Source organism: Flagellimonas sp. 2504JD4-2, from assembly GCF_053642935.1.
The window spans coordinates 551545-576738 of record NZ_JBSIOV010000001.1 but is presented as its reverse complement, the minus strand read 5'-3'; the positions used below and the strand labels follow the sequence as shown (position 1 = coordinate 576738).

The 25194-nt window shown below is 41.0% G+C and carries 24 protein-coding genes; 10 read left to right on the top strand and 14 right to left on the bottom strand.

Features of this window, described 5'->3' with window-relative positions:
• The first annotated feature begins 604 nt into the window (after nucleotides 1-604).
• Nucleotides 605-1339, top strand: coding sequence for a LytR/AlgR family response regulator transcription factor (locus tag ACULLH_RS02730; protein WP_454087193.1), 735 nt, complete (start codon nucleotides 605-607; stop codon nucleotides 1337-1339).
• Between the two features lie 93 nt (nucleotides 1340-1432).
• The gene (locus ACULLH_RS02725) at nucleotides 1433-3322 is read left to right on the top strand and encodes a tetratricopeptide repeat-containing sensor histidine kinase (RefSeq protein WP_454087192.1); all 1890 of its coding nucleotides are present in this window, start codon (nucleotides 1433-1435) and stop codon (nucleotides 3320-3322) included.
• On the opposite strand, the gene ACULLH_RS02720 is transcribed toward ACULLH_RS02725, so the two are convergent.
• On the bottom strand, nucleotides 3312-3884 hold the full coding sequence (locus ACULLH_RS02720; RefSeq protein WP_454087191.1) for a DUF3109 family protein: 573 nt from the start codon (nucleotides 3882-3884) through the stop codon (nucleotides 3312-3314). The genes ACULLH_RS02725 and ACULLH_RS02720 overlap by 11 nt on opposite strands.
• 118 nt (nucleotides 3885-4002) lie before the next feature.
• Here ACULLH_RS02720 and ACULLH_RS02715 point away from each other — a divergent pair, with 118 nt between their 5' ends.
• On the top strand, nucleotides 4003-4581 hold the full coding sequence (locus tag ACULLH_RS02715; protein WP_454087190.1) for a MarC family protein: 579 nt from the start codon (nucleotides 4003-4005) through the stop codon (nucleotides 4579-4581).
• Nucleotides 4582-4592: 11 nt separating this feature from the next.
• On the top strand, nucleotides 4593-4796 hold the full coding sequence (locus ACULLH_RS02710) for a hypothetical protein (RefSeq protein ID WP_454087189.1): 204 nt from the start codon (nucleotides 4593-4595) through the stop codon (nucleotides 4794-4796).
• Here the strand turns inward: ACULLH_RS02710 and ACULLH_RS02705 are convergent.
• From ACULLH_RS02705 to ACULLH_RS02690, 4 genes are all read right to left on the bottom strand, one after another.
• Nucleotides 4793-6424 (bottom strand): S41 family peptidase, encoded by a 1632-nt coding sequence (locus ACULLH_RS02705; RefSeq protein ID WP_454087188.1) that lies wholly within the window; start codon nucleotides 6422-6424, stop codon nucleotides 4793-4795. The two genes, ACULLH_RS02710 and ACULLH_RS02705, sit on opposite strands and share 4 nt — an antisense overlap.
• Nucleotides 6425-6439: 15 nt before the next feature.
• Nucleotides 6440-6877, bottom strand: a complete 438-nt coding sequence (locus ACULLH_RS02700; protein WP_454087187.1) for a deoxycytidylate deaminase — start codon at nucleotides 6875-6877, stop codon at nucleotides 6440-6442.
• An 85-nt stretch (nucleotides 6878-6962) separates the two neighbouring features.
• Nucleotides 6963-7547, bottom strand: coding sequence for a HupE/UreJ family protein (locus ACULLH_RS02695; protein WP_454087186.1), 585 nt, complete (start codon nucleotides 7545-7547; stop codon nucleotides 6963-6965).
• 10 nt (nucleotides 7548-7557) lie between these two features.
• Nucleotides 7558-8295, bottom strand: a complete 738-nt coding sequence (locus ACULLH_RS02690) for a TerB family tellurite resistance protein (RefSeq protein WP_454087185.1) — start codon at nucleotides 8293-8295, stop codon at nucleotides 7558-7560.
• A 125-nt stretch (nucleotides 8296-8420) separates the two neighbouring features.
• On the opposite strand from ACULLH_RS02690, the gene ACULLH_RS02685 reads away from it, so the two are divergent.
• From ACULLH_RS02685 to ACULLH_RS02660, 6 genes are all read left to right on the top strand, one after another.
• Nucleotides 8421-8831: a BrxA/BrxB family bacilliredoxin gene (locus tag ACULLH_RS02685; protein ID WP_454087184.1), complete on the top strand. Its 411-nt coding sequence runs from the start codon at nucleotides 8421-8423 to the stop codon at nucleotides 8829-8831.
• Between the two features lie 61 nt (nucleotides 8832-8892).
• Nucleotides 8893-9609, top strand: a complete 717-nt coding sequence (locus ACULLH_RS02680; protein ID WP_454087183.1) for an SDR family NAD(P)-dependent oxidoreductase — start codon at nucleotides 8893-8895, stop codon at nucleotides 9607-9609.
• Between the two features lies 1 nt (nucleotide 9610).
• Complete coding sequence (locus ACULLH_RS02675; protein WP_454087182.1) at nucleotides 9611-10339, top strand: lysophospholipid acyltransferase family protein; 729 nt, start codon at nucleotides 9611-9613, stop codon at nucleotides 10337-10339.
• Between the two features lie 3 nt (nucleotides 10340-10342).
• Complete coding sequence (locus ACULLH_RS02670; protein WP_454087181.1) at nucleotides 10343-10993, top strand: HD domain-containing protein; 651 nt, start codon at nucleotides 10343-10345, stop codon at nucleotides 10991-10993.
• 59 nt (nucleotides 10994-11052) lie between these two features.
• Nucleotides 11053-12477 carry a Gfo/Idh/MocA family protein gene (locus ACULLH_RS02665; protein WP_454087180.1) on the top strand — a complete coding sequence of 475 codons (1425 nt, stop codon included), beginning with the start codon at nucleotides 11053-11055 and terminating at the stop codon, nucleotides 12475-12477.
• A 73-nt stretch (nucleotides 12478-12550) separates the two neighbouring features.
• The gene (locus tag ACULLH_RS02660; protein WP_454087179.1) at nucleotides 12551-13642 is read left to right on the top strand and encodes an acyltransferase family protein; all 1092 of its coding nucleotides are present in this window, start codon (nucleotides 12551-12553) and stop codon (nucleotides 13640-13642) included.
• Here the strand turns inward: ACULLH_RS02660 and ACULLH_RS02655 are convergent.
• From ACULLH_RS02655 to ACULLH_RS02615, 9 genes are all read right to left on the bottom strand, one after another.
• Entirely contained in the window at nucleotides 13639-14916 is a 1278-nt protein-coding gene (locus ACULLH_RS02655) for an RNA polymerase sigma factor (protein ID WP_454087178.1), read from the bottom strand. The genes ACULLH_RS02660 and ACULLH_RS02655 overlap by 4 nt on opposite strands.
• 133 nt (nucleotides 14917-15049) lie before the next feature.
• Entirely contained in the window at nucleotides 15050-15403 is a 354-nt protein-coding gene (locus tag ACULLH_RS02650; protein WP_454087177.1) for a YciI family protein, read from the bottom strand.
• Between the two features lie 101 nt (nucleotides 15404-15504).
• Entirely contained in the window at nucleotides 15505-16578 is a 1074-nt protein-coding gene (locus tag ACULLH_RS02645) for a PA0069 family radical SAM protein (RefSeq protein WP_454087176.1), read from the bottom strand.
• Nucleotides 16579-16633: 55 nt separating this feature from the next.
• Nucleotides 16634-17086 carry an META domain-containing protein gene (locus ACULLH_RS02640; RefSeq protein WP_454087175.1) on the bottom strand — a complete coding sequence of 151 codons (453 nt, stop codon included), beginning with the start codon at nucleotides 17084-17086 and terminating at the stop codon, nucleotides 16634-16636.
• Nucleotides 17087-17140: 54 nt separating this feature from the next.
• A complete protein-coding gene (locus tag ACULLH_RS02635; protein ID WP_454087174.1) occupies nucleotides 17141-18697 on the bottom strand; it encodes a hypothetical protein in 1557 nt (518 codons plus the stop codon).
• 24 nt (nucleotides 18698-18721) lie between these two features.
• Entirely contained in the window at nucleotides 18722-19504 is a 783-nt protein-coding gene (locus tag ACULLH_RS02630; RefSeq protein ID WP_454087173.1) for an enoyl-CoA hydratase/isomerase family protein, read from the bottom strand.
• Between the two features lie 250 nt (nucleotides 19505-19754).
• Nucleotides 19755-21161, bottom strand: coding sequence for an ATP-binding protein (locus ACULLH_RS02625; RefSeq protein ID WP_454087944.1), 1407 nt, complete (start codon nucleotides 21159-21161; stop codon nucleotides 19755-19757).
• A gap of 160 nt (nucleotides 21162-21321) precedes the next feature.
• Complete coding sequence (locus ACULLH_RS02620) at nucleotides 21322-21870, bottom strand: CopD family protein (protein WP_454087172.1); 549 nt, start codon at nucleotides 21868-21870, stop codon at nucleotides 21322-21324.
• A gap of 88 nt (nucleotides 21871-21958) precedes the next feature.
• Nucleotides 21959-25093, bottom strand: coding sequence for a WD40/YVTN/BNR-like repeat-containing protein (locus ACULLH_RS02615; protein ID WP_454087171.1), 3135 nt, complete (start codon nucleotides 25091-25093; stop codon nucleotides 21959-21961).
• Between the last annotated feature and the right edge of the window lie 101 nt (nucleotides 25094-25194).

Sequence of the window (25194 nt, the reverse complement as noted above, 5' to 3'; positions counted from 1 at the left end):
GTACGGCCTTTCCAAATCTAACCGATAGAAATTGGTTCAATTCCAGGTAGTTCCCCCGAAACCCAAAATCAAACTTAGTATCTTGGCTTGACCGGATATTTTATTTTGCAAGCAGTTTCTAAAACAAGAGGTTGGTTGCTCCGGCCGTACAATTTGATTGGTAATGTATATGAACGTAATTAATGGGAACGCACTATGGAATGGTTACCATTTCGTTCCAGTCTGATTGCATCTCCAACTCCTTATTCTCCAACACCGCTGCACAAATCAGGGCAAATATCAAAATCACAAATAACACAACGCATTTTCTCATTTGAGTTCGGTTTAGGTTGTCATTTATTTTGACAAGTCGAATGTATAAAACAAAATCAGTGGTTCTAAACAGGCATGTATGGATTGCCTTTTTTTATGTATAAATGGTTTCCAGTTTTTTGAAATCCACCGTCTTTTGGGGTAAAATAATGGGTTTGCTAAAGAATTTTTTTACAAAAATCCCATTCCCCGTCATTTTTTACCAGTTATACGTATAAAGTGCCCATCAACACAAAATTTTAAATACCTTATATATAATAATCCTAAATTTGGAATTGATTTAAAACAGAGGATGTTAGAAGCAGTTATAGTAGATGACGAGGTAAAAGCACTACAAAGTCTGAGCTGGGAATTGACCAATCTGAGCGATGAAGTGGATATTGTTGCCTCATTTACCGATGCGCATGAAGCTTTGGATTATCTGGAACGCAATACCCCGGATTGCCTGTTCCTTGATATTGAAATGCCGGCAATGGACGGTTTTCAATTTATCAAGAATCTAAAAAACAAGGATTTCCCGGTGGTCATCACCACGGCATATAATCAATACGCACTTCAGGCTTTGAAGAACGAGGCTATCGATTATTTATTAAAGCCTATAGATACGGATGACCTTCAGGTCACTATCGCCAAAATAAAAAAGTACAACGCCAAGAATTTGACCGTTGAAAAATTGGAAAAAATTCTGTTGAACTTCAATGCTGATTCCCACAGTAAAAAAATCACCATTAATACAGATGGCAAATTGGTGTTCTTAAATAGTGATGACATTCTTTATGCCGAATCAGACGGGAATTATAGCACTATTTATCTAAGTGACGGACATAAAATCCTATTGACCAAAAAGCTCAAGGAAGTAAACACTTTGCTGCCGGACAATAGTTTTTTCAGAATTCACAATTCGTACATCATCAATCTCAATAAGATAAAAGAATTCCTCAAAACAGACGGGTATGTTGTATTGGAATCCAACCATAAAATCCCTGTCTCAAGGCAAAAGAAATCCGATTTTTTGGATATGCTGTAACTTTCTAGGATACAAGTGTTCAAAATTAGATTGATAAAAAACAAAAAAAATCCCCTTAAGCAAAGGTCCATACTGTCATTTCTATGCGTTTTAATGGCCCTAGGGCTAACCTATGCCCAAGAAATTCCACATGCTTTTAAGGAAAAAGCACAGCGCATTGTTCAAATGCAACCCAAAACCTACCTCTCCTTGGACACGGAACTAAAAGCTGAAAAGGGAGATACTACGTTGCTGCGCTATTTTGCCAACCTTTGCAAAAGTGAAAATTATCTGGAAGGAGCGTCCTATGCCCTAGACCAAATGGGTGCCAGGTACCGGAATCGATCAAAATTTAAACAAGCTGTAGAACTACACCAAGAGGCGCTGGAACTCGCTGAAAAAGCCAACAATACTGGGCTTAGGGTACGGGCATTAAATATGTTGGGTGTTGTATACCGAAGAACGGATGCCATTAAAACCGCCTTGGACTACAATCAAAAAGCACTTGAGCTCGCCGAACAAGTGGAAAATCCTTCCACCCATATAAAACGGAGTATTAATGTCTCCCTAAACTGCATTGGGAACCTGTACCAAACCCTCGAACAGTACGATCTTGCCATTATTCAATTTAAAAGAGCTTTGACCCTGGAAGAGGAATTGGGGAACAAGTTGGGTCTTGCCATCAACTATCAAAACATTGGTGACTGCCTTGAATATAAGGGCGATTTGGAAGGAGCACTGGAAAATTATCGTAAATCCCTTGCTTATAATGAGGATATCAATTCCGATTTTGGACGCGTAGTTTGTAAAAACAGTTTGGCGCAGATCTATCTGAAACAAGATATGCCCTATGCTGCCTTGGTCCTACTTGAACCTCTCCATGAACAATCCAAGAAAATAGGTGACTTTTTTATTACTGCCATGGTGTACATCAATACCGGCTGGGCCCATACCAAATTGGGCAGTTATAACAAGGCCCATGAATTTATTCAGGATGGTCTCGAAATGGCGCAGAGCCACAATTTGCCCAGCAATATTCTATATGCCTATCAAAAGCTTTCCGACCTTGAGCATGAAAGAGGCGATTACCAAAAGGCCTATGAATATTATGTGAAGGCGGACGAGTACGGTAAAGAAATCTCAAGTTCCACCAACTTTAGGTACATGAACGATGTTATTGTGAGATATGAAGCCGATAAAAAGAGCAATCAAATATCTGTTCTTGCAAAGGAAAATGAAATTGTACGGCTTAGGCTTCGTAAAAATCAAACTACGTTATTGGTAAGCGCCTTGATCGTGGGGTTGATTTCATCCATCCTGTACATTCTTTACCGGCAGTATCAGAGCAAAAATGAGAAAAGGGTACTCACACTTGAACAAAATATGCTTCGAAGCCAGATGAACCCTCATTTTTTGTTCAACTCGTTGAATTCTATCAAGCTGTACATCATCAACAACGAGCAGAAAAATGCCGTTCACTATCTCAATAAGTTCTCAAAACTGGTCCGAAAGATATTGGAAGCGTCCTCGTTAAAAGAGATTTCACTTGCAGAAGAGCTGGAAACCGTTGAACTGTACATGAACATTGAGAACATTCGATTTTCCAACGAAATAGATTTCCAAATCATCGTTGATGAAAACATCAATATAGACAACATAAAAGTACCCTCCTTGGCATTGCAACCTTTTCTTGAAAATTCGCTTTGGCACGGCCTCTCACCAAAGGAAGGTGAAAAATTGATTCATCTCCACGTAAAGAAGAAAAGTGAAAGTCACGTTACCATTGAGATTATAGACAACGGTGTTGGAAGGGATGCTGCCCAGGTCAATAAGGCCAATAGGGTCTTAAAAAGAAAATCTGTAGGCATTAGAATCACCAAAGAACGTTTGGCCAATTTTTCCAAAGATTATCAAAATAGTTTTGATGTGGATATTGCGGATCTATATGCAGAAGATGGAACTCCAACAGGAACCAAGGTCACATTGGACATCCCTATTGTTTAGCATTTTCCTTTGCGACTTCTTCCAATTCTTTATACCAAGTTTTCCCAAACTTCCTTATCAAAGCCTCTTTTACAAACTTATAAATCGGAACCTTTAGTTCCTCTCCCAAACTGCAGGCTGGATCACAAATTTCCCATTGGTGATAATTGACCGCAGTGAACTCAGAGTATTCCCTGACCCTGACGGGATACATATGGCATGATATAGGTTTTTTCCACTTTATGGCTCCATCGTTATAGGCTTCCTCCAAACCGCACTTAGCGATTCCCTCTTTGGAAAAAACGACATAGGCACATTCGCTTTTGTTGACCAAAGGAGTTTCCCATTCGCCGTCCTCACCCTTTACAAAAGCTCCTTGTTCCTCGATCGCCAAAATTCCTTCTGGCCTGAGATGTGGTTTGACATCCTGATAGATATCAACCAATATCTCGGTTTCAGCATCTTCAAGAGGTGCGCCGTACTCTCCGTCCACGCAACAAGCCCCTTTGCATGCATTTAGGTTGCATACAAAATCATTCTCTAAAATATCTTCAGATACTATGGTCTTTCCAATTTGGAACATCTCAGAACTTATTTATTGGACAAAAGTAATCCAAAACAAAAAATTGATGTTTTATAAATCCACGTGCGTAATCCAAAAGGCTTTTTTCCACGTAAATTTGCGGACAAATTATAAGGTGATGAATTTCAGTATAAAGGAAATCGTGACTGCCAGCATGGTACTTTTTGCCGTAATCGATATTTTGGGAAGTATTCCCATCATAATTTCTTTGCGAAGCAAGGTTGGACACATTCAGTCTGAAAAGGCGTCCATTGTTGCGGCCTGTATCATGACGGCCTTTCTTTTTGTTGGGGAAAGTATTCTGGGTCTCATCGGAATCGATGTAAACTCATTTGCGGTGGCAGGTGCTTTTGTGATCTTTTTCTTAGCACTGGAAATGGTACTTGGCGTAACCTTATTTAAACATGACGAGCCCGAGAGCGCATCTGTTGTGCCCATAGCTTTTCCAATAATTGCCGGAGCCGGAACTTTAACATCGATTTTAGCACTACGCGCAGAATATCATGTGGAGAACATCATAATTGCCATAATTGTAAACATTATCTTTGTATATCTTGTTCTAAAATCAAGCGCAAAGATTGAACGCTTTTTGGGCAAGAACGGACTTAATGTAATCAGAAAGGTCTTTGGAGTCATTTTGTTGGCGATAGCGGTCAAGTTATTCGCCACCAATGTCAACCAAATGTTTGCACACTAATAGCAATCGCCATGAACAGAACACTTATTATAATTCTCATATTCCTCGCATTGGGGCTGATTGCCTATAATGTTACGCTAGTGGATTTTGAAGCCCCGTTTCAGGGGGATAGCACCATAGCACTCATTGGAATTGTGGCTTCGCTCTGCGCTGTAGTACTTTTGCTGATTTTTATGACCTCCAAGAAAATCGACAAAAAGCTCAAAGACAATTAATCTTCCGGCTTGAAGGCCACTTCTTTGGATTTGTCAAAGGTTGCTGCTGCATCCAAGTCTTTGATTTTTTTCAACATGGTGTCATGCTTCCCTTTTATCTGAGCTGAAAGGTTAGGAGAAAACAATTGTTCCGCAATATTGGCTTTTAGGTAGTCCTTTATTTTATCCTCAAAAGCGTAAAAATCCAACTGTATCTTTCGGTTGAGTACGAACTGAATAAATTCATCAAAAAGAATATCATCTACCTTATACTCATCCAAAAATTGATTTTTGGTGTATTCCATGTACCGTGTGCGGTCCTTTTCCAAATGTTCAAATATGAATCGGGAGAAGAATTCATAGGTGTCATCCATGCTATCTATGGCTTCCTCTTCATTGCTTCCGATAGGAACAAAAACATCGGGGATAATTCCTCCTCCTCCATAGACAATTTTACCCTTGGGCGTCCTAAATTTAAGCGAATCGGCCACTTTAATACTATCCACCGAGATCAACTCACCGCTACTGTACCGCTCCATAAATTTTTGATAGTAATCGCGATGCCCTTTTTTATAGGAACGCTGAATTGAGCGTCCGGTAGGAGTATAGTATCTCGAAACTGTAAGGCGAACAGCAGATCCATCTCCCAAATCCATTTCCCGTTGCACCAAACCTTTTCCAAAGGAACGGCGCCCTACAATTGTGCCTATATCGTTGTCCTGCAAAGCGCCAGCAATAATCTCACTAGCGGAAGCAGATCGTTCATTGATCAAAACGTATACGGGTTTTTCCTCAAAATCCCCATTACTTGTGGCAAATGCCCTTTTTATCCTTCCTTTTTTGTTTTTTGTGTAGAGGATCAACTTATCATCTTCCAGAAACTCATCAGCCAGTTTTTCAGCTATTCCCAAATAACCTCCAGGGTTATCCCTGAGGTCAAGAACCAGCTTTTGGGCCCCTCGTATCTTTAATTTTCTAAGTGCATCCTTAAACTCATTATATGTTGATTCTGCAAAACGATTGATTTTTATATATCCCATGTCACTGGTCAACATATAGTAGGCGTCAACACTTTTGATTGGAATGCGGTCACGTCTGACGGTAACGTCCATCATCCTGTTTTCAGATTTTCTGAACACTTTCAGGTCAACTTTGGTTCCAATCTTTCCCTTCAATGTGGAAACAACAACATTATTGGGTATTCTACGACCGTACAACGTATCGGTATCGGCAATTAAAATTCGGTCTCCGGCTTTGATTCCGCTTATTTGACTTGGGCCATTTTTTATGGTTCGTATTACCGTAATCGTATCCCGGTACATATAAAAGCTAACTCCGATACCCACAAAATCACCCTTCATGTTTTCAGAAACCTCTTCCATTTCACTTTTGGGGATGTACACTGAATGTGGGTCCAATTTTCCAAGGATGTTGTTTACTGTGACATCCACAATGCTATCGGTATCAATGTCATCGACATATTCATAGTCGATATAATCGATGAGTCTATTGAGCTTGTCTTTTTTGGAATTGGTGGAAAACAATTTTTCTGGAGTATCATCAAAGTGAAGCTTACCTCCAATAAAAATTCCGATGGCCACTGCGAGTGCGAGTAGCGTAGGTAATATATATTGATATTTCTTTTTCATAGCTTAATGGTGAGGTTAAACCATTTCTTCCAATATTGGCAGATGATGGGTAACTACCCCGGCACGCTCCAAAAAACGCAGTCCGGAATCGTCTTTATACGCATTTTGATATACCACTCGTTTTATCCCCGCCTGATGTATCAATTTGCTACACTCTCTGCAAGGCGATAAGGTGATATACAGGGTCGATCCCTCGCAAGATTGCGTAGAAGCCGCCACTTTCAAGATGGCATTGGCCTCAGCATGCAAAACATACCATTTGGTATACCCTTCTTCATCCTCACAAAAGTTCTCAAATCCTGTCGGAGTACCGTTATACCCATCAGATATTATCATACGGTCTTTGACTATGATGGCCCCTACCTGTTTACGCTTACAATGGGACAATTTTCCCCATTCCACAGCCATTCTCAAATAGGCTTTGTCATATCTTTCTTGTTTGCGGTCCTCCATATATCAAAAATAAGCCGATAATGAATAAATATACCCGCTTTCAAAGACCCCTACAACCTTATTCGGCTAAATTTAACAAAGGGCCCTATTGGGGAAACGTGGCAATGAGCAAAGGTATTGTAATGGCGATGACCAAAATCGATGCAAGGGCAATAAAAATCGTTCTTTTGACCTTGAGCACGTCCTGAACCAAAAAGGCAATCGCCAAAATCACAAGAATTACGGCCACTTGGGAAAGCTCTATCCCAGTTGCGAAACCCAATAACGGAACAACCTTATCATCCTCCTCTGCCATCATCATTTTAAAGTAATTGGAAAACCCGAAGCCATGGATCAATCCAAAAAAAGTGGTTGCAATCACATGAAGTGTCATACCAACGCTTTGAATCTCTTTTTTGACGTATACAAAATTGAAAAGCGCCGTCAATAAGATTGTGACAGGAATCAAAAATTCAATCAATCCGACATCGACCGTTAGCACCTCGAATGCCGAAAGCGCCAGTGAAGTGCAATGGGCAATGGTGAAGATTGTCGCCAAAATGACCACTCTTTTCCAATTCACAAAGGTAAACGGTATGGCCAATGCCGATAAAAATAGGATGTGATCATAAGCGCCAAAGTCCAACACATGATCCAACCCCAATTTGATATAAAACCAAAATTCTTGCATGATTTATCGATTAAGAAATTCCTCTTTCTTTTTGAATGGTCTCGTAGGCTTTCTGCACCTCCTTGAACTTTTCCTCTGCTCCTTTTTTGATGGCCTCGTTCTCGGTTACCACCCTATCTGGGTGATACTTTTTGGCCATTTTTCGGTACGCCTTTTTTACATCATCGTCCGAAGCGGTCTTTTCAATCTCCAAAATCTTATAGGCATTGTCGGCTGACTTGATGAACATGGCCATGATACTTTCAAAATCGTGGCGTCCAACTCTTAAATACCCAGCGATTTCCTTTAATTTATTTACCTCAGCTTTGCTGACCTGTCCGTCTGCTTGGGCAATTCCAAATAAAAAGTGCAATAGTTGTAATCGAACCTCATACCGTGTTCGTTGGGCGAGATAGGTGGCAATTCGTTGGGCAGAGACTTCCCTTTTTTTGACCACATCGTTGAAGGTTCTGAAAATGGCATTCGCCTTTTCCTTGCCATAGGTACTCAAAAAATATTGTCGAACATAATCCAACTCCCGTTGGCTTACTTGCCCGTCAGCTTTTATGATTATAGAACATAAGGAAAGTAGGTTCAGTTCAAAATCGGCAGGTGAAACGCTTTGGCGGGTAAAATCCTGAAAGACACTTCCACCTCTTGAGCCCGAGCCTCCCACGTTCTCCAAAAGACTTCCAAGAAGAAACCCTAAAATAGCCCCTGGAAACCGTAATATAAAATAGCCCAAAAATGCGGCCACCCATTTAATCATCCCTCAAAATTATTAAAGCCCAAATATAGGGCTTTGCTCAATAAACAAACCTTTTAGGAATGTTAAGGCCTTTGAAAAAAATGCGACAAAAGCCTTATCTTTGAATGCTTTATAAAATTTTAATTATGTATCCAGAAGAATTGGTTAAACCTATGCGAGCTGACTTGGCCTCAGCTGGGTTTGAAGAACTATATACAAGTGAAGCTGTTGAAAACGCATTGAAACAAGAAGGTACTACTTTGGTTGTGGTAAATTCAGTTTGTGGATGCGCCGCTGCCAACGCCAGACCAGCTGCCAAACTAAGTTTGCAGAACAATAAAAAGCCTGATCATTTGGCCACTGTTTTTGCAGGAGTTGACACGGAAGCGGTTAATACGGCAAGGAACCATATGGTACCTTTCCCTCCATCGTCTCCCAGTATGGCCCTATTTAAAGATGGTGAATTGGTCCATATGATCGAAAGACATCATATCGAAGGAAGACCTGCAGAAATTATTGCAGAAAATTTGATGGAAGCCTATAACGAGTTCTGTTAGATTTTATCTTTAGAAAAATTTAGAGACCACCCTTAAGGGTGGTTTTTTATTTTTGCTCCCTATGGAACAAAAAGCAATTGTAATCGGTGCTTCTTCCGGTATTGGAAGAGAACTTGCCATTATACTTTCCCAAAACGGATATCAAACAGGAATTGTTGGGAGAAGGGAGGAACTGCTGGTTCAACTGAATAAGGATTATCCCAACGCTTTTGTTCCGAAAGCCCTTGACTGCACTTCAGAAAATGTCATTGAGAGCCTAGAAGCCCTTGTTGAAAATCTCGACGGTTTGGATCTTCTGGTATTTTCGTCTGGAACAGGAGATCTTAATGAGCCCCTTAATGATCAGATTGAGCAAATGACCAATAACCTAAATGTTATTGCTTTTTCCAAGGTTGTAGGATGGGCCTTCAAGTTTTTCCAGAACCAAGGCCATGGACATCTGGTTGCCATAAGTTCAGTGGGAGGATTACGAGGGAGCCGCATTGCTCCATCATACAATGCTTCCAAAGCATATCAAATCAATTATCTGGAGGGCCTTCGTCAAAAAGCCGCGAAATCCAAATTGACAATAACCGTTTCCGATGTTCGACCAGGCTTTGTGGATACGGCCATGGCCAAAGGGGACGGAAAATTTTGGGTTGCACCTCCAAAAAAGGCTGCGAAGCAGATTTATAATGCCATCAAAAGAAAAAAAGATAGGGTCTATGTCACAAAAAGATGGCGAATCATTGCCTTAATTCTAAAGATTTTACCAACTTGGCTATATAAAAGAATGTAGCATGCTCAAGTTACTTTCATATCCTTTGACCCTTGTATTTTTTATTTGTTTTGGGCTGACTTTGGCAGTTTTTCATCCCATTCAATGGATATGCCTTAACCTTTTTGGTTATGACGCCCATAAGCGAAGTGTGAGTTTGCTTAATTGGTTTTTGATGCGTTGCACCAACTTGTTGGGTGTTCGATATCGATTTGAAAACGAACATGACATCCCAGCAAACAAACCGCTGATCATTGTGACAAACCATCAGAGCATGTACGATATTCCACCTATTATTTGGCATATGCGAAAGCACCATCCAAAGTTTGTCAGTAAAAAAGAATTGGGCAAAGGTATTCCCAGCGTCTCATTTAATTTAAGGCATGGCGGTTCAGCTTTGATCAATAGGAAAGATCCTTCCCAAGCACTGGCTGAAATAGGAAAATTGGGAGATTATATTGAAAAATACAATCGCAGTGCGGTTATTTTTCCTGAGGGGACACGAAGTCGTGACGGCAAACCCAAACCCTTTAAACCTTCCGGGTTAAAGGCGCTAATGAAACATGCTCCATCGGCCCTTGTTGTTCCCATTACCATCAACAATTCTTGGAAAATGTTGCGCTATGGTAAGTTTCCCATGGGATTGGGAGCCTATATCAAATTCAAAGTCCATCCCCCTATCAAAAATGAAGGAAATCCAGATGACCTCATTAAACAAGTAGAGCTTGAGGTCACCAAAGACATCATCTAGTATATGAACAAAGAAGAGATTGTTGCAAAGACCATAACTTTTGTAAAACAAACATTGAAAGGTGCTGAAGGTGGTCACGATTGGTTCCATACCCAAAGGGTATTCAGCAATGCCCATCGCATAGCACAGAGTGAAGATGTTGACGTTTTGATTGTTGAATTAGCTTCTTTATTGCATGATGTAGCTGACCCGAAATTCCATAATGGAGATGAATCCGTGGGTCCTGCAGTTGCCCAACAGTTTCTTCAAAGTGAAAATGTTGCCAATGATATTATTGAGCATGTGGCCAATATTATCAAGTACATGTCCTTCAAAAACAGCTTGGAGGCAGGTGAAAAATTCAATTCCAAAGAACTTCAAGTAGTCCAGGATGCAGACCGTTTGGATGCCATCGGTGCCATTGGAATTGCAAGGACCTTCAATTACGGAGGTTTTAAGAATCGGGAATTACACAATCCTGATATTCCTCCCCAATTGAACATGACCAAGGAAGAATACAAAAACTCCAATGCTCCGACCATTAATCATTTTTATGAAAAATTACTCCTGCTCAAAGACAAAATGAACACTGAAACTGGCAGGAAATTGGCCGAGCAAAGACATCAGTTCATGTTAGATTATTTGGAACAATTTTATAAAGAGTGGGATGCATAACAACCCCTAAGATCTATTGTTGTTTTTTGTATCTTCAATCCATTAAAAATTTAAACTAAATGCAACGAAGAAAGTTTTTGAAAAATGCTGCAGCGTCCTCAGCTGCCTTTACTATTGTGCCCAGTTTTGTACTTGGAAAAAATCACGTACCTCCGAGTGACACCCTTTATGTTGGCGCCTTTGGTGTAGGGGGCCGTGGAAGCGGTGTCATCAAAGGTCTTGCGGCAACGGGAAAGGTGAAGTTTGTATCATTTTGTGATGTGGATGCTAGAAGAGCCAAGCAAACCCACGAGGCGTTTCCTGATGTAAAACGGTACAAAGACTTTCGGAAAGTATATGACAAACATTTAAAGGATATCGATGCGGTTATGGTGGCCACACCTGATCATACGCATGCTACCATTGCGCTGCCTTTTATGCGTGAGAAAAAGCATGCCTATGTGGAAAAACCTTTGACCCATAATATTCATGAGGCCCGGTTGATGACACAGGTCGCCAAGGAGAATGGCATTGTGACGCAAATGGGAAATCAGGGAGCTTCCAGTGATGACAGTAGAATTGCCCGTGAATGGGTTGAGTCTGGTGTTATTGGGAATGTGCATACCATAGAATGTTGGACAAACCGACCTGTATGGCCACAAGGTGTTCCTCTTCCTTCGGAAAAACAACAGGTCCCCAAAGGATTGGATTGGGACCTATGGTTGGGGCCAGCTGCCATGCGAAATTATAACGACGCTTACCTACCGTTTAAATGGAGAGGTTGGTGGGATTTTGGAACTGGGGCTTTAGGTGATATGGGATGCCATATTATGGAAACTCCTTTCAGTGTTTTGGATTTAGGTTATCCTACCGAGGCAGAAGCAAGTTGCACCACCGTTTGGGTTGGAGATTTTGTTGAAGCAGATTACAGTCCTTCATGTCCTCCTTCTTCTAAAATCCACCTAAAATTTGAGCATCCTACGCATGGAGATATTCAGTTGAATTGGTACGATGGTGGTCTTATACCAGATCTTCCGGACGAGTTGAAAGATGGTGAAATTGTTGGCGATGGAAGTGGCGGAACCATTATGTATGGTGATAAAGGAATTTTAGTTTGCGATACGTACTCCAGAAATGCCCGTTTACTGCCATCTGACATGATGGATCTATACAAATCGCCAGACCCTAAATACCCAAGGATTCCGGGAAGCATGGGTGGTCATATTGCAAACTTTGTTGATGGTTGTTTGAACGGAGCCGAGACCTCTTCAAATTTTGATAAGGCAGGTCCATTGACAGAAACGGTCTTAATGGGTAACCTCGCCGTGAAAGCCTATCAATACAAAGTGTTGAAGAAAGGCAAAAAAGTAGGCGATTGGGATCCTTACGAGTATCCAGGAAGACGCAAATTGCTTTGGGATGGTGAAAACATGAAAATCACCAACTACGACAAAGCCAATGAATGGGTAAGCCGTGATTACCGCAAAGGTTGGGAATTGACCTAAACCTTTATTAGGCAAAAATAACGTTGAGGGACCTCAATTTTAAAAGGTTGCAGGTCCCTTAAAACCAATACATATGACCAAACCAGCCAGAATACTTTCAATCGATGCATTGAGAGGTTTCGACATGCTCCTAATTATTTTTGCCGATCACTTTTTTTACAATCTTAACGAAGGAGCAGGAACCTCATTTACGGAATCTTTAGCGGAACAGTTTAGCCATCCAGATTGGTTTGGTTCTACCTTCTACGATATTATAATGCCTTTGTTCCTGTTTGTGGTGGGAGCTGTTATTCCTTTTTCCTTATCCAAAAGGATGCAAGAAAACACCAGTAAGGGCTCTATTTATAGAAAACTGATAAAGCGTTTTATCATTCTTTTTATTCTGGGTTGGATCGTGCAAGGCAATTTGTTGGCTTGGGACATTGACCAATTCCATATTTTCAGTAATACCTTGCAGGCCATTGCGGTTGGGTATTTGTTTTCTTGTATCGCTTACATCCATCTGAAAAGAAAATGGCTGTATGTCATTTTTGGGATTTGCCTTATTGCTTATGCCATGATTTTGACCATCCCGAATGTGCCAGGTTTTGGGAGAAGTTTGCTCTTGCCGGATCAAAATTTTGCATTGTACTTTGATCGTTTGATCCTAGGGAAATTTGATGATGGCCTTCAATATACATGGCTGCTTAGCGGACTCGGATTTACCGCCACCACATTGTCCGGTGTTTTTGCCGGTGAACTTATCAAATCCAACCTCCCTAGAAAGAAGGTTTCATTATATCTGTTGTTAGCAGGTGTTGCCGCATTGGTACTTGGATTGGTGTGGGGTATTTGGCATCCTATTGTAAAAAAGATTTGGTCCAGCACATTTGTATTGGCCTCTTCAGGGGTGTGTTATATGCTATTGGCCTTGTTTTATTGGATTATTGATGTGAAAGGAAAGAGCAAATGGGCATTCCCATTAAAGGTTATCGGCATGAATGCCATTACCGCCTACGTACTTTCCCATGTCATCAATTTTCGGGAGATAGCAGGTTTTCTTCTATACGGACTGGAGCAGTACGCCGGGGGATATTACCAAATGATCCTATCTATAGGAGGTTTTGGAATTCTCTACTTGCTGCTGTGGTATATGTACAAGAACGGCACTTTTATCAAAGTTTAGCTGAGTTTCTTTTGCAAATGTCTCCGAACAAGTTCATTGTCCGTGAATTCAATTGCTTTTTTCAAGGTTGAAGCATGATCTGGATTTTCGAGTTCCAATAACAGCTCTGCTTTGATGGCATAAAACAATCCTGTTTTACCAAAATCGGCCCTATGCTCCAATTTCTTTAGCTCCACAAGCGCTTTTTTGGCTCCATGGACCTTGGCAAAGGGTACGATGCTGTTCAAGGCCAACATGGGTGAATACTGCTGCTTCAATTGTACATCATATAAGTACAGAATGCTTTTCCAATCTGTTTTTTGAAAGGATTCTGCTTGGCAATGATAGAATGAGCGTGCCGCTTCCAAATGATAATTGGACGGTATTTTGTCATCTGTTCCAGAGCTTTCCAAATGATGGACCCCAATTTTAATCAGTTCTTTATTGTATTTGGACCGATCCTGAAATTCCAAAATCACCAATTCCCCATTCTCATCCAACCGGGCATCAAATCGAGAAGCATGAAAACACATCAATGCGATCAACGCTTCCAAATTCGCATGTCTGCAATATGTATTCTCCCTTAGCAACAATGCCAAACGCAAAGCTTCATAACAGATATCCCGTTTTAAAACGAGGGATCCTGTGGTGGCGGCATATCCTTCGGAAAAAAGTAGATAGATTACCCGCAGTACGATGAACAGTCTGGATTGTAATCCCATTTGCACCGGGATTTGCAGGAATTGCACTTCCTCACGGAATTTTTTCTTGGCCCTGGTAAAAGATTTGGCAACTGTTTCTTCTTTCTTCAATAATGCTTCGGCCAGTTCTTTGTTGCTGAATCCCCCAATAAGTTTAAGGCTTAAAATAAGCTGGTATTCTTCGGAAAGGGAGGGATGGCAGCAAGCAAAAATCATTTTTAGCTGACTGTCGGTAATGGAATCGTTCAATGAAGGCTCGTCATCTGAAGAACCTTCCCCCTCTTCTTTCAACTGCCGATCATTCAATAAGTCCATTTTCTTATTTCGCCGAAGAACGTCGATAAGGGCATTATTTGCCACTCTGTACAACCACGCTGTTGGATTATCGGGAATGGATTTGTATGCCCAAACCTGCATGGCTTTAATAAAAGTGTCTTGGGCGGCATCCTCGATTTGCTCCAAGTTTGATATCCCAAATTTATTGGTCAATACGGCAACTATCTTCCCGTATTCATTTCTGAACAAATGGTCTATAGTATTATTAAGGTTGGTCTGTGGCATATTGTAAAAGAAAAGAGGCTGTCTATAATTCATAATTTTCGTCAAACTGAACTAGCTTCAGTTTCTCACAAAAATCGGTTTCCCTACTGATGAGATTCTGAAATAAATTCAGAATGACGCATTTCACTACTTTTTAGACAACCTCTTATGGTTTCAATCTGTCATTTTAATGCCCATCCATGGAAAGAATCTCCCTTACCTCAACAAAACTTCCATCATAATCAAAAATTGGGCATCCTTTGGAAAGCTCCACCGCTTCATCCATATCCTTGGCCGAAACTATAAGATATCCTCCTACGACTTCGGCTCCTTCCGCGTACGGACCGTTGGTAACCAATTCTCCCCGGTTACGCACTACTTTTCCATCCTCGCCCAATGGGAGACCGTCCAAAAGTCGGCCCTTTTCTTTTAGACCTCCCATCCACTCCCCCCAGACCTGCATATGGGCTTGTTTTTCCTCTTGTGATAATTTGGCATAAGCTTCATCACCTCCTCTAAATAAATACAAAAAATTGCTCATTGTTTTTCTTTTTATGTCCCTCCTAAGTGGACTTGTTTTACATCGTTCTTGCTTTAATGACGAAGATTACGCCGGGGATTGGACAATCCCCATAAATTTATTTAAAATAATTTCATTTGGCCATCTTTATATTGCTCATGAAGATCATAGTTCAATTTTGGAAAACTTCTGTCCTTGAAGTATTTCAGTTTGGCCAATCTGGCCATATCATGTATCTGTTTGGCCACATTCCCCTCTCCCCGATTTCGCAATCCAAAACGACTATCATTAATAGAACCACCATGGCAATCTTGGATCAAGTGCAACACTTTTTCCGCTCTGTCGGGCATTGCCTTCTTTATCCAATCGGTAAAAATTTGACCGATAGCGCCGTTTAGACGAACCACTGTTATCGCAAAAGAACTAGCCCCATTGTCTGCTACAGCCTTGGCCAGTTTTAAAAGCTCATGGCTGTTTATTCCGGGAATAATGGGAGCCAACATTGCGTTTACAGGAATTTTGTTTTCTGAAAGGGTCCTAATGGTTTTCAACCGCTTTTGAATGGAAGCCGTTCTTGGTTCCAATTTTCTCCTAGTTTTTTCTGAAAGCGAGGTCACGGATATATTTACTCCGACCAGTTGGTGCGAGGTAAGCTCGGTCAAAATATCCAAATCACGCAAAACGAGCGCATTTTTGGTTATAATCCCAACCGGGTGTCTATACTTTAAAAAGACTTCCAAACATTTTCTGGTAATCTTGAACCTCTGCTCTGCGGGTTGATAACAATCCGTGTTGCCCGATAATACTATGGTGTGTGCCTTCCAATTTTTATGCTTTATTTTATTCTCGAGTAGTTCGGGTGCTGATTTCTTCACCAGAATCTTTCTTTCAAAATCTAAACCAGCACTATAGCCCCAATATTCATGTGCGTTTCTCGCGTAGCAGTAGATACATCCATGTTCACACCCTTGATAGGGGTTCATGGAATACATCATACCCACATCGGGACTGTCCACCTTGTTGACAATCGTTTTTGGAAAAATGGGGATGTACTCCGTTTTGTTGTTCTGCGCTTCCTCTCCTTCCAAACGGCAGAACTCCAAAAAATCTTCCCGCATTTCATACACATGCTGAAGAAACTTGTTGGGCGTATTTTTTTGGGCACCACGTCCTTTAAGTAGGTCTTTAGGTTTCATTTATTGGATTTATTCCAAAAATATGGAAATAATCCAATAATAGATGTTAAGATTATTACTTTTGAAGTGTTAAAAACTTGAACCCTTGATATTCAAGATTTAGGGAATTCCCGTTCGTAAAGACGGATTCAAATTCTGAAAATCCGGTATCGGAATTTCGGCTTTCATTGAAGGATTCGTAAAAAGCTTGACCAAAAACAGTTTCGGCAACCTCAGTTGTTTCCAGTTCCTCTATTACGACAGCATTTGATGTTGTGGAAAACCGTCCACTAAAGGTATTTGCTGAGGTGGTTCCACTAAAGCCGCCATCATTTCTAAAGGTAATGGAAATTATTTCGCCGGTGTTGGGTCCTAAAGTTGGACCTGTAGGACTTGAGTTGTGAATAGCAGAAACTTGCCAAGTTCCAAGTACTCTTTGCTCGGTGACCGTGGTATCATCGGAGCTACATCCCGACACCAAAGCCAGAACTAAATAGCATAGGGTCGATGTAAGAAGACATGCCTTCATGAGAATGGTATTTATCCTTTAGAGGCAGAAACCATCCATCCGTTGCTTTTGTTTCTAAAGAAATGAAACCTTTACCAATTGCTTCTTGCTTCCTCGTTTTGCATAGAAAAGCATATTGTCGTCATTGGAAATCTTGAGGGGTTTGGAAACCATTAAGGGCAAACGCGCTTCCTGGTTGTCGATGATTTTTTCGTAATCCATAACTCCATTTTCATCCAAGGAAATCATAAAAACGTTGCGGTTTCTGCTCAGTCCTTGTTTAAAAATTAGGCGCTCGTTATTGATCAACTGTGGATTCTCCGCAGCGGTGCATATGAAGAAATAGGTTTTTCCATTCTTGCAATATGAACTGTACGAAGCATAGGCGCCATCTCCTTGTGTAACCTCAGCTTTATTGATGTTTCTGGCCCAATCCAAATTTCCATTGGCGTCCAATTTGGCACTTACAATATCATTATGGTGATAGCGATCTATCTTAACACGCTGGCCTGCTCCTGTAACTTGAATACTATTGGTCACAAAATATTCCTCCGCGTTAAAAAAGATTTCTTCTGATGGGGTTACCTCAACACCTTTAAAGACAAGGTTCTTGATGACTTTTTCTTCATCCCGCCCGAACTTGTCTTCCATGAATTGCTGTGAAAACGGATTGTACTTTTTGGAATTGATATCCAAAGAAACCGGACTTACATCAAAATAAGCGATTCCGTTGTAGCGGTTGTCTTTTCTATCGGCATAAAATCCTGCACAGACCAGTCTGTCCTTGAGAATTATAGGATAAAGCGCTTCTGGATACTTTCCGGCATCAACGAATGACTGCGTTTGGCTTCCATTTGGGGAAATCTTGATCAATTCATATTGGAATTTCCGCTCATCCACACGAAAACGCTTCTTTTTAAAATATGCTTTCCCAACGATGTAGACGGTTTGCAAATCTGAAGTGATAGCCAGATTTTCGAACGCATAATTCTTCTCTTCAATTTCATGTGAAAAGTCGTGCTCGAACTGTTTGTTCAAGGCTGTATCATACAGATGGATGATGTGTTTGTTCTGTTTTCCTTTTTTGTGATGCGTGCTGATCACAAAACCTGTTTTCTCCTCATTAAAAAGTATCGTAGTGGAGAAACCACTTGAAAAGTTGCGGTTGTAATAGTTCTTCCCTACTGGATTTCTTACTTCCTCTGAAGCGATGCTCAACAATCTTTTGGGTCTAAAATTAAAGTTGATAATCGGACTGGTATGCACCCAATATTCATATTGTCCCCGATTATAATTATAGTTCAAAAACAGAAGGTTCAGCTGACCGTTTTTAAAGAATCCGTCAACAAAATTCAATCCCTTTAACTTATAGTTATATTCGGATATCAATTCCAGATTGCTATTGTAGCGCTCTATCAAATAACCTTTTGGTTTCAAAATAAGTCCTTGAAAATAGGCCCTTACCAAAATATAACCCCCCGAACCATCATCTGAGATGGTCAAAAGATTCGAATAACGGTATCTATCGTTGAATTTTTCGCCGAAGTCGTAAGAGACCGGCATTTTTTCCTGAGCACTCGTAAGCACTCCTGTCATAAGCAAGCAAAGTAGGATAAATCGCTTTTTCATCATAGTCTGGTTTGGTTAGACCAACAGCTATGACCCCGGAAAATTGGCTTTTCGTTTTTCTAAAAAGGCTGAAGTTCCTTCTTTGAAATCTTCAGTGCCGAAGCAACTGCCAAAAGCTTCGATTTCGGAAGCATAACCATTTACATCATACTTAAAACCAGCATTTACAGCATTTATTGCATATTTTACGGCAACTGGGGAGTTATTCGATATCCTGCTCGCTATTTTAAGGCAAAGTGGCAATAATTCGGCCTGCGGAACCACATAATTGACCAATCCGTACTCCAATGCCTTATTGGCATCGATCATCCCGGCAGTCATGATCATTTCCATCGCCCTACCCTTTCCAATAAGCTGTGGTAGTCGCTGTGTACCACCATATCCGGGAATTACACCAAGGGACACTTCTGGAAGTCCCATTTTAGCATTATCACTGGCGATTCTAAAATGGCTGGACATCGCCAGCTCCAATCCACCACCCAAAGCAAAACCATTAATGGCGGCAATTACTGGGGTGGACAGGTTTTCCACAAAATCAAAGAGGGTTTTTTGTCCTTCTACTGCCAGTTGTCTCCCTTCTTTGACCGAAAAATGTGCAAACTCCGAAATATCGGCCCCGGCTACAAACGCCTTCTCTCCACTTCCGGTCACAACAATCACTTTGGTCTCGCCATCTTCATCCAACTCTTTGAACGCTGTATGGAGTTCAGCAATCGTTCGCTTGTTTAGGGCATTGAGTTTTTTTGGCCTGTTTATGGTGATTGTTGCAATATTGTTTTCTTCCTCGATGTAAATGTTCTCGTATTCCATACTTAGATAAATTCATATATAAATTCCCAAAACCAAAATAAAAATATAATCACCGATAATCCTACAAAATAATTAGCCATAGAGTGATCCATTCTATCAAACGGATCTGTTGGGTTTTCTATGCCATTTACGTATTCTTTGAACTTATATTTCCTTTTTCCTAATACCGTTCGCCAAATAGTTCCAAAAAGATATCTTCAGCAACCTCCTACGAACATAATTAATTCACCTAGTGCTCTTTTGAAAGATGTCATTCCTTCGGAAATTTAACCGTGAACACAGTCCCTTTACCTTCTTGTGAAGTGAAATCTATAGTTCCTTTGTAATTTTCAACAATGTTTTTGACCATCCCCAGACCAAGTCCCATTCCGCTGGATTTTGTAGTGAATTTAGGCTCAAAGATTTTATCCATAAAATCATCTGCAATTCCAATGCCATTGTCGGCTACGGAAATTTTCACATCATCATGTTCAGAGGCGACAGTTACCAAAATCCTCGGTGAGTCCACTTCTGGCACAGCCTGAATCGCATTTTTTACCAAATTGGTTACCACACGAATCAATTGGGTGCGATCCAATTTTGCAATGATTTCCTTTTCATCGGAAATGAAATGGATATAATCTTCATTGAAGATTTCAAGTGCCAACTGAACAATCTTGACCACATTCAAGGTCTCGTTCTGCTGTGCAGGCATATCGGCAAAATTGGAAAATGCCGAAGCAATATTGCTCATGGTATCAATCTGCTGTATCAGTGATTTTGAAAATTCCCTGATTTTTTTCTCCGCTTTCGGGTCATCTGGATTGAACTTCCGCTCAAAACTTTGAACCGTCAATCGCAATGGCGTCAACGGATTTTTGATTTCATGGGCCACCTGTTTGGCCATTTCTCTCCAGGCTTGTTCCCTTTCGCTTCGAGCCAATTTTACAGCACTTTCTTCCAATTCATCTATCATTCCATTGTAGGAATCGACCAACTTTCCTATTTCCTCGCCGGGATTTTCAATATATATTTTCTCGTTCCGTTTGGTTAAATCCGTTTGGTATATTTTATCCGAAATCGTCTGCAACGACCTTGTGATATACTTCGAAATGAAATAGGCCAAAACTATTGCGGATACCAGCATTAGGAGGTAAACCCCGCCTAAACGAAACAGAAATTCCCGCAGTTCCATATTACTAAACGAGTTGTCTTCAAAATAAGGTAGATTTACGATACCAATCGGTTTAAACTTCAGGTCATTGATGTAGGTATAGGAAGCCTGATAGTTATCACCCGCCGCTGTTTTTTTCTCAACATAGCGTTTGTTCGTGGTAATCTTGAGATTATTCAACACCTCTGCATCCAAACAATTGGAAATGGAATCGGCTTCAAATGCAGGTCTTGAGCTTTTGACCAATCCTCCTTCCAAATCATAAATATTAAAAGGAACATTCTGCACATCGGCAATCTTATAAATCTCATCCATAAAAATGAGTTCCAGATTTTCCGTGGTTACCGGATAGGTGGTCTCCCTTAGAACATAGGAAATACTTTGAAGAATCTGCTCCTCTTTCCGTTCCAATCTATTTTCATGGTAATCCTTGCTTTGCTCTCGATACTGGTACACGGTAACCCCAACAATCAATACAGAGGCAATGACCACCAAAAGAATCATGGAGATAAAAATGCGGGAACGAAGCGATAGTTTTTTAAACAATCTTGTGCGGATTTGGGAATAAAGTTAGCAATAATCGCACCAAATTGGTGAACCCTCAAAATTTCAAATCCCAAACTCCAAAAACTTGGAATTTGGTGCTTGAAAATTGGTTTACTATTTAGGCATTTGGATTTTTATCACGGATACGTTTGTACAATCGAATGCCCAACATCAATAAAATGGCAAGAACAAGGATTCCCACAACACCGTAAATCCAGTTAAAGGCATTTTTTAATATCACCAAGAAAACCACGGCAAAAAGAATCAGTGTGGCTCCTTCATTCCAGATTCGCATAAATCGGGAGGTATACTTCACCTCATCGCGCTGCAATTGTTTGAAAATCTGGTGGCATTTCAAATGATAGATAAATAAAAGTCCAACAAAAGCCAGTTTTACATGCATCCAAGGTTGTTGCAGCCAACCTGGCATAAGGACCAATAACCAAATCGCAAATATCGTACACAATATGGCGGAGGGCCAAGTAATGATATACCACAATCGCCGGGTCATCAGTTTTAATTGTGTAGATAGGATTTCCTTTTCCGGCGATGGTTTTTGCCAAGCCTCTATATGGTAAATGAAAAGACGGGGAATATAGAACAATCCAGCAAACCAGGTCACCACGAAAATAAGATGAAGGGATTTGATGTAATTGTAAATTTCCATTCTTTGTGTTGAAGGGACAAAGGTAAAAGGTGTAATCCAGAAATAAAAAAACCTTCTACTTTTTACCCTTCGCCTGTTTGCTCGCTACTTACTCCTCAATAAACAAGTAATCCAACTTAAGATTGTTAAACTCGTTATTGAATGCCACCAGTTCTTCACTTACCAATTTATCAAATGCATCCAACTTTGAATTGATCGCTACAGAAAGCTCATTTTTCACACCGATATCCTGTGCTGTTGGCGGAAAATCATCTATGGATACCAAGCTGTTCAAATGTCCTAACTTGTTGGTCAATCGAATAGGGAAGTTTAAGGGATCTTGAACACTTCTGTTCTTCGTTTGGTACAATGCCTTTTCTATTTCGCCAAAACCTTCCTTCATCTTTTTGGCTTTTTCGACCAAATCCTTGGTTTGTTCATTGTCTTTGTATTGCTTACTAAAGGCATCCAATTGGGCATTGATTTTTCTGATTTTTTTGATGGACTGGTGCGCCCTATCAATGGTCTCGTTGATATCCGAGATAAAATCGTACTGCTTTTGCATATCAGCAACTGAAACCTCAGCTCTAGGATCGGGAAGAATTTTGAATTCTTCGGATTGGTTTGCACCATTGACATTTAAATGGACTTTATAATTGCCCGGTACAGCTTTAGCTCCATTAAGGTTCGCCCACCAAAGAATCATTCCCTTTAACTTTTCTGCGCCTTTTCCGCGGGTGTCCCAGACATGGGTATTCCCTCCTTTTTTCAACTTCAGTTTTTTATCCTTTTTTGAAGTAAAGGTGCTGTACGTTGCCAAAGTGTCGCCGTTCATTTTGGTATAGGTGAGGCTTATACTGTCGTTTTCTGATAGATTTTTCAAATAGAAGTGCGTTATCACCCCATTAGGATGGTTTTGTCCTTCAGTTTTTGAAGGTTCTTTGGCAGCGCTTCCTTTTGTGCGATAACTATCTTTAGGTTGATAGAGCACTGCAGCTGCTGTTTTTTTCGAAGCATCCAACTGATGTAACACCGTCAAATCATCGATCATCCATACGCTGCGTCCCTGGGTGGCCACAATTAAATTGTCATCCTTGATGGTCAAATCGGTGATGGGAACTATTGGAAGGTTCAACTGAAACTTCTCCCAGTTTTGTCCATCATTGAACGAAATGTACATTCCTGTTTCGGTGCCCGCATATAATAATCCCTTGCGTTTAGGATCTTCGCGAAGTGCCCTTGTAAAATGTTCGGCATCTATCCCATTTGTGATTTTGCTCCATGTTTTTCCAAAATCCGTGGTCTTGTAAAGGTAGGGGCGAAAATCTCCCAACTTGTATCGGGTTGCGGCGACATAGCAAGTACCTTCGTCAAAAGCGGAAGGTTCAATGCTATTGATCATGTTCCATTCCGGCATGTTCGGCGGGGTCACATTTTCCCATGTCCTGCCACCATCTTTGGTAAGGTGAATGAGGCCATCATCACTTCCTACCCAAAGCAAGCCTTCTGTTATGGGACTTTCATTGGCCGCAAAAATGGTACAGTAGTATTCCACACTGGTATTATCCTGCGTAATGGGTCCTCCACTCGAAACCAACTTTGCTGGGTCGTTCCTGGTTAGATCACCACTTAACACTTCCCAACTTTGACCTTCATTGGTACTTAAATGTACATGGTTGGAAAAGGTGTACAATTTCTTCGGGTCATGTTTGCTAAAAATGATGGGGAAGTTCCATTGAAAGCGATATTTCATCGCTTCGGCACCATGCCCCATTGGGTTATCGGGCCATACATTGATTCCTCGAACGGTTTTATTTTTATGGTTGACGCGGGTCAAAAATCCATCATAACTACCTCCGTAAACAATGTCGTTATCGGTCGGGTCCACAGCAATATGTGCCGATTCCCCTCCTGCGGTGGGTTCCCAATCATCCTCCCCAATAGACCCATCATCGCTTCGGTGATTAATGCGGATGGTGGAATTGTCCTGTTGTGCCACATAAATCCGATATGGAAAAGCATTATCTGTGGTTACCCGATAAAACTGCGCAGTAGGTTGATTGTAATAGGTACTCCATGTCTCTCCTCCATCATAAGTTACTTGGGCACCTCCGTCATCCCCTATGATCATTCGCTTTGAATTTTCTGGAGCTATCCATAGATCATGATGATCCCCATGAGGGGCATTAAAAGTATTGAAGGTTTTACCACCATCGGTAGATTTATGATATCGGACATTCATTACGTAGACCACATCAACATCTTCGGTGTCTGCATAAACCCTGGTGTAGTACCATGCACGCTGTCTTAACTTTCGTTCGCTATTGACTTGCGTCCATTTTTTGCCCCCATCATCGGAACGATATAACCCTCCTTTTTCCTTGTTTTCGACAATGGCCCACACCCGATCACTATTCACCGGGGAAACTGTTACCCCGATAATGCCCAGAGTATCTTTTGGAAAACCTTCATTTTTTGAAATCTCCGTCCAAGTCTCACCACTGTCCGTACTTTTCCAAAGTGCAGATCCATCACCACCACTGCTTAAACTGTATGGGGTTCTTTTGGCCCTCCATGTTGAGGCATATAAAATTCGTGGGTTATTTGGGTCGAAGGTTAAATCCACAGCTCCGGCTTGATCATTCACAAAAAGTATCTGTCTCCAGTTTTTACCTCCATCGACACTTTTATAAATGCCCCTTTCCTTGGTTGGTTTGTAGATGTTGCCCAAAACCGCCGCATAGACTGTATTATAATCTGTAGGGTGAATTCTGATTCTAGGAACGTGTCGACTGTTTTTAAGTCCTGCGAACGACCAGGTTTTTCCTGCATTCTCAGTTTTCCAGATGCCATAACCACTAGAAACGTTTCCACGAAGTGTTTTTTCTCCCCCGCCAACATACATTACGTTTGGGTCGCTTTTGGCCACTTCGACGGCACCAATACTTCCCCCGAAATAACCATCGGATATATTTTCCCAGCTTCGACCTCCATTGGTAGTTTTCCATACCCCTCCGCCGGTGGCTCCAAAATAGAAGAGATTGGGTTTGCCGGGAACTCCGGTCACCGCTGCCGAACGACCTCCTCGAAAAGGTCCGACCAAACGATATTCCAAACTGGAATACAGTTCTTCTGGATATTCAGGAGCAGTTTGGGTTTTCTTTTTTCGTTGTGATTGGATAGGAATAACAAATAGGCATAGTGCAACCAATAGCACTCCCTTGATGGAAAGCAGTTGTTTCATTTTTTTGATGTTGAATTAGTCTGACTTAAATGTAGGGAAAAAGTAGATATTCTCGCGAGGAATTAACATTGTGCACACCCCACATTCAATACCGTGCTGAT

What these genes read in the sequence shown, in the direction of transcription:
- ACULLH_RS02700 (WP_454087187.1), bottom strand. Translation starts at nt 6,877, where the DNA reads ATGGAGGACCGCAAACAAGAAAGATATGACAAAGCCTATTTGAGAATG.
- ACULLH_RS02615 (WP_454087171.1), bottom strand. Translation starts at nt 25,093, where the DNA reads ATGAAACAACTGCTTTCCATCAAGGGAGTGCTATTGGTTGCACTATGC.
- ACULLH_RS02665 (WP_454087180.1), top strand. Translation starts at nt 11,053, where the DNA reads ATGCAACGAAGAAAGTTTTTGAAAAATGCTGCAGCGTCCTCAGCTGCC.
- ACULLH_RS02705 (WP_454087188.1), bottom strand. Translation starts at nt 6,424, where the DNA reads ATGAAAAAGAAATATCAATATATATTACCTACGCTACTCGCACTCGCA.
- ACULLH_RS02680 (WP_454087183.1), top strand. Translation starts at nt 8,893, where the DNA reads ATGGAACAAAAAGCAATTGTAATCGGTGCTTCTTCCGGTATTGGAAGA.
- ACULLH_RS02625 (WP_454087944.1), bottom strand. Translation starts at nt 21,161, where the DNA reads ATGATTCTTTTGGTGGTCATTGCCTCTGTATTGATTGTTGGGGTTACC.
- ACULLH_RS02660 (WP_454087179.1), top strand. Translation starts at nt 12,551, where the DNA reads ATGACCAAACCAGCCAGAATACTTTCAATCGATGCATTGAGAGGTTTC.
- ACULLH_RS02655 (WP_454087178.1), bottom strand. Translation starts at nt 14,916, where the DNA reads ATGAATTATAGACAGCCTCTTTTCTTTTACAATATGCCACAGACCAAC.
- ACULLH_RS02720 (WP_454087191.1), bottom strand. Translation starts at nt 3,884, where the DNA reads ATGTTCCAAATTGGAAAGACCATAGTATCTGAAGATATTTTAGAGAAT.
- ACULLH_RS02675 (WP_454087182.1), top strand. Translation starts at nt 9,611, where the DNA reads ATGCTCAAGTTACTTTCATATCCTTTGACCCTTGTATTTTTTATTTGT.
- ACULLH_RS02670 (WP_454087181.1), top strand. Translation starts at nt 10,343, where the DNA reads ATGAACAAAGAAGAGATTGTTGCAAAGACCATAACTTTTGTAAAACAA.
- ACULLH_RS02645 (WP_454087176.1), bottom strand. Translation starts at nt 16,578, where the DNA reads ATGAAACCTAAAGACCTACTTAAAGGACGTGGTGCCCAAAAAAATACG.
- ACULLH_RS02620 (WP_454087172.1), bottom strand. Translation starts at nt 21,870, where the DNA reads ATGGAAATTTACAATTACATCAAATCCCTTCATCTTATTTTCGTGGTG.
- ACULLH_RS02685 (WP_454087184.1), top strand. Translation starts at nt 8,421, where the DNA reads ATGTATCCAGAAGAATTGGTTAAACCTATGCGAGCTGACTTGGCCTCA.
- ACULLH_RS02725 (WP_454087192.1), top strand. Translation starts at nt 1,433, where the DNA reads ATGGCCCTAGGGCTAACCTATGCCCAAGAAATTCCACATGCTTTTAAG.
- ACULLH_RS02695 (WP_454087186.1), bottom strand. Translation starts at nt 7,547, where the DNA reads ATGCAAGAATTTTGGTTTTATATCAAATTGGGGTTGGATCATGTGTTG.
- ACULLH_RS02635 (WP_454087174.1), bottom strand. Translation starts at nt 18,697, where the DNA reads ATGATGAAAAAGCGATTTATCCTACTTTGCTTGCTTATGACAGGAGTG.
- ACULLH_RS02710 (WP_454087189.1), top strand. Translation starts at nt 4,593, where the DNA reads ATGAACAGAACACTTATTATAATTCTCATATTCCTCGCATTGGGGCTG.
- ACULLH_RS02690 (WP_454087185.1), bottom strand. Translation starts at nt 8,295, where the DNA reads ATGATTAAATGGGTGGCCGCATTTTTGGGCTATTTTATATTACGGTTT.
- ACULLH_RS02730 (WP_454087193.1), top strand. Translation starts at nt 605, where the DNA reads ATGTTAGAAGCAGTTATAGTAGATGACGAGGTAAAAGCACTACAAAGT.
- ACULLH_RS02630 (WP_454087173.1), bottom strand. Translation starts at nt 19,504, where the DNA reads ATGGAATACGAGAACATTTACATCGAGGAAGAAAACAATATTGCAACA.
- ACULLH_RS02650 (WP_454087177.1), bottom strand. Translation starts at nt 15,403, where the DNA reads ATGAGCAATTTTTTGTATTTATTTAGAGGAGGTGATGAAGCTTATGCC.
- ACULLH_RS02715 (WP_454087190.1), top strand. Translation starts at nt 4,003, where the DNA reads ATGAATTTCAGTATAAAGGAAATCGTGACTGCCAGCATGGTACTTTTT.
- ACULLH_RS02640 (WP_454087175.1), bottom strand. Translation starts at nt 17,086, where the DNA reads ATGAAGGCATGTCTTCTTACATCGACCCTATGCTATTTAGTTCTGGCT.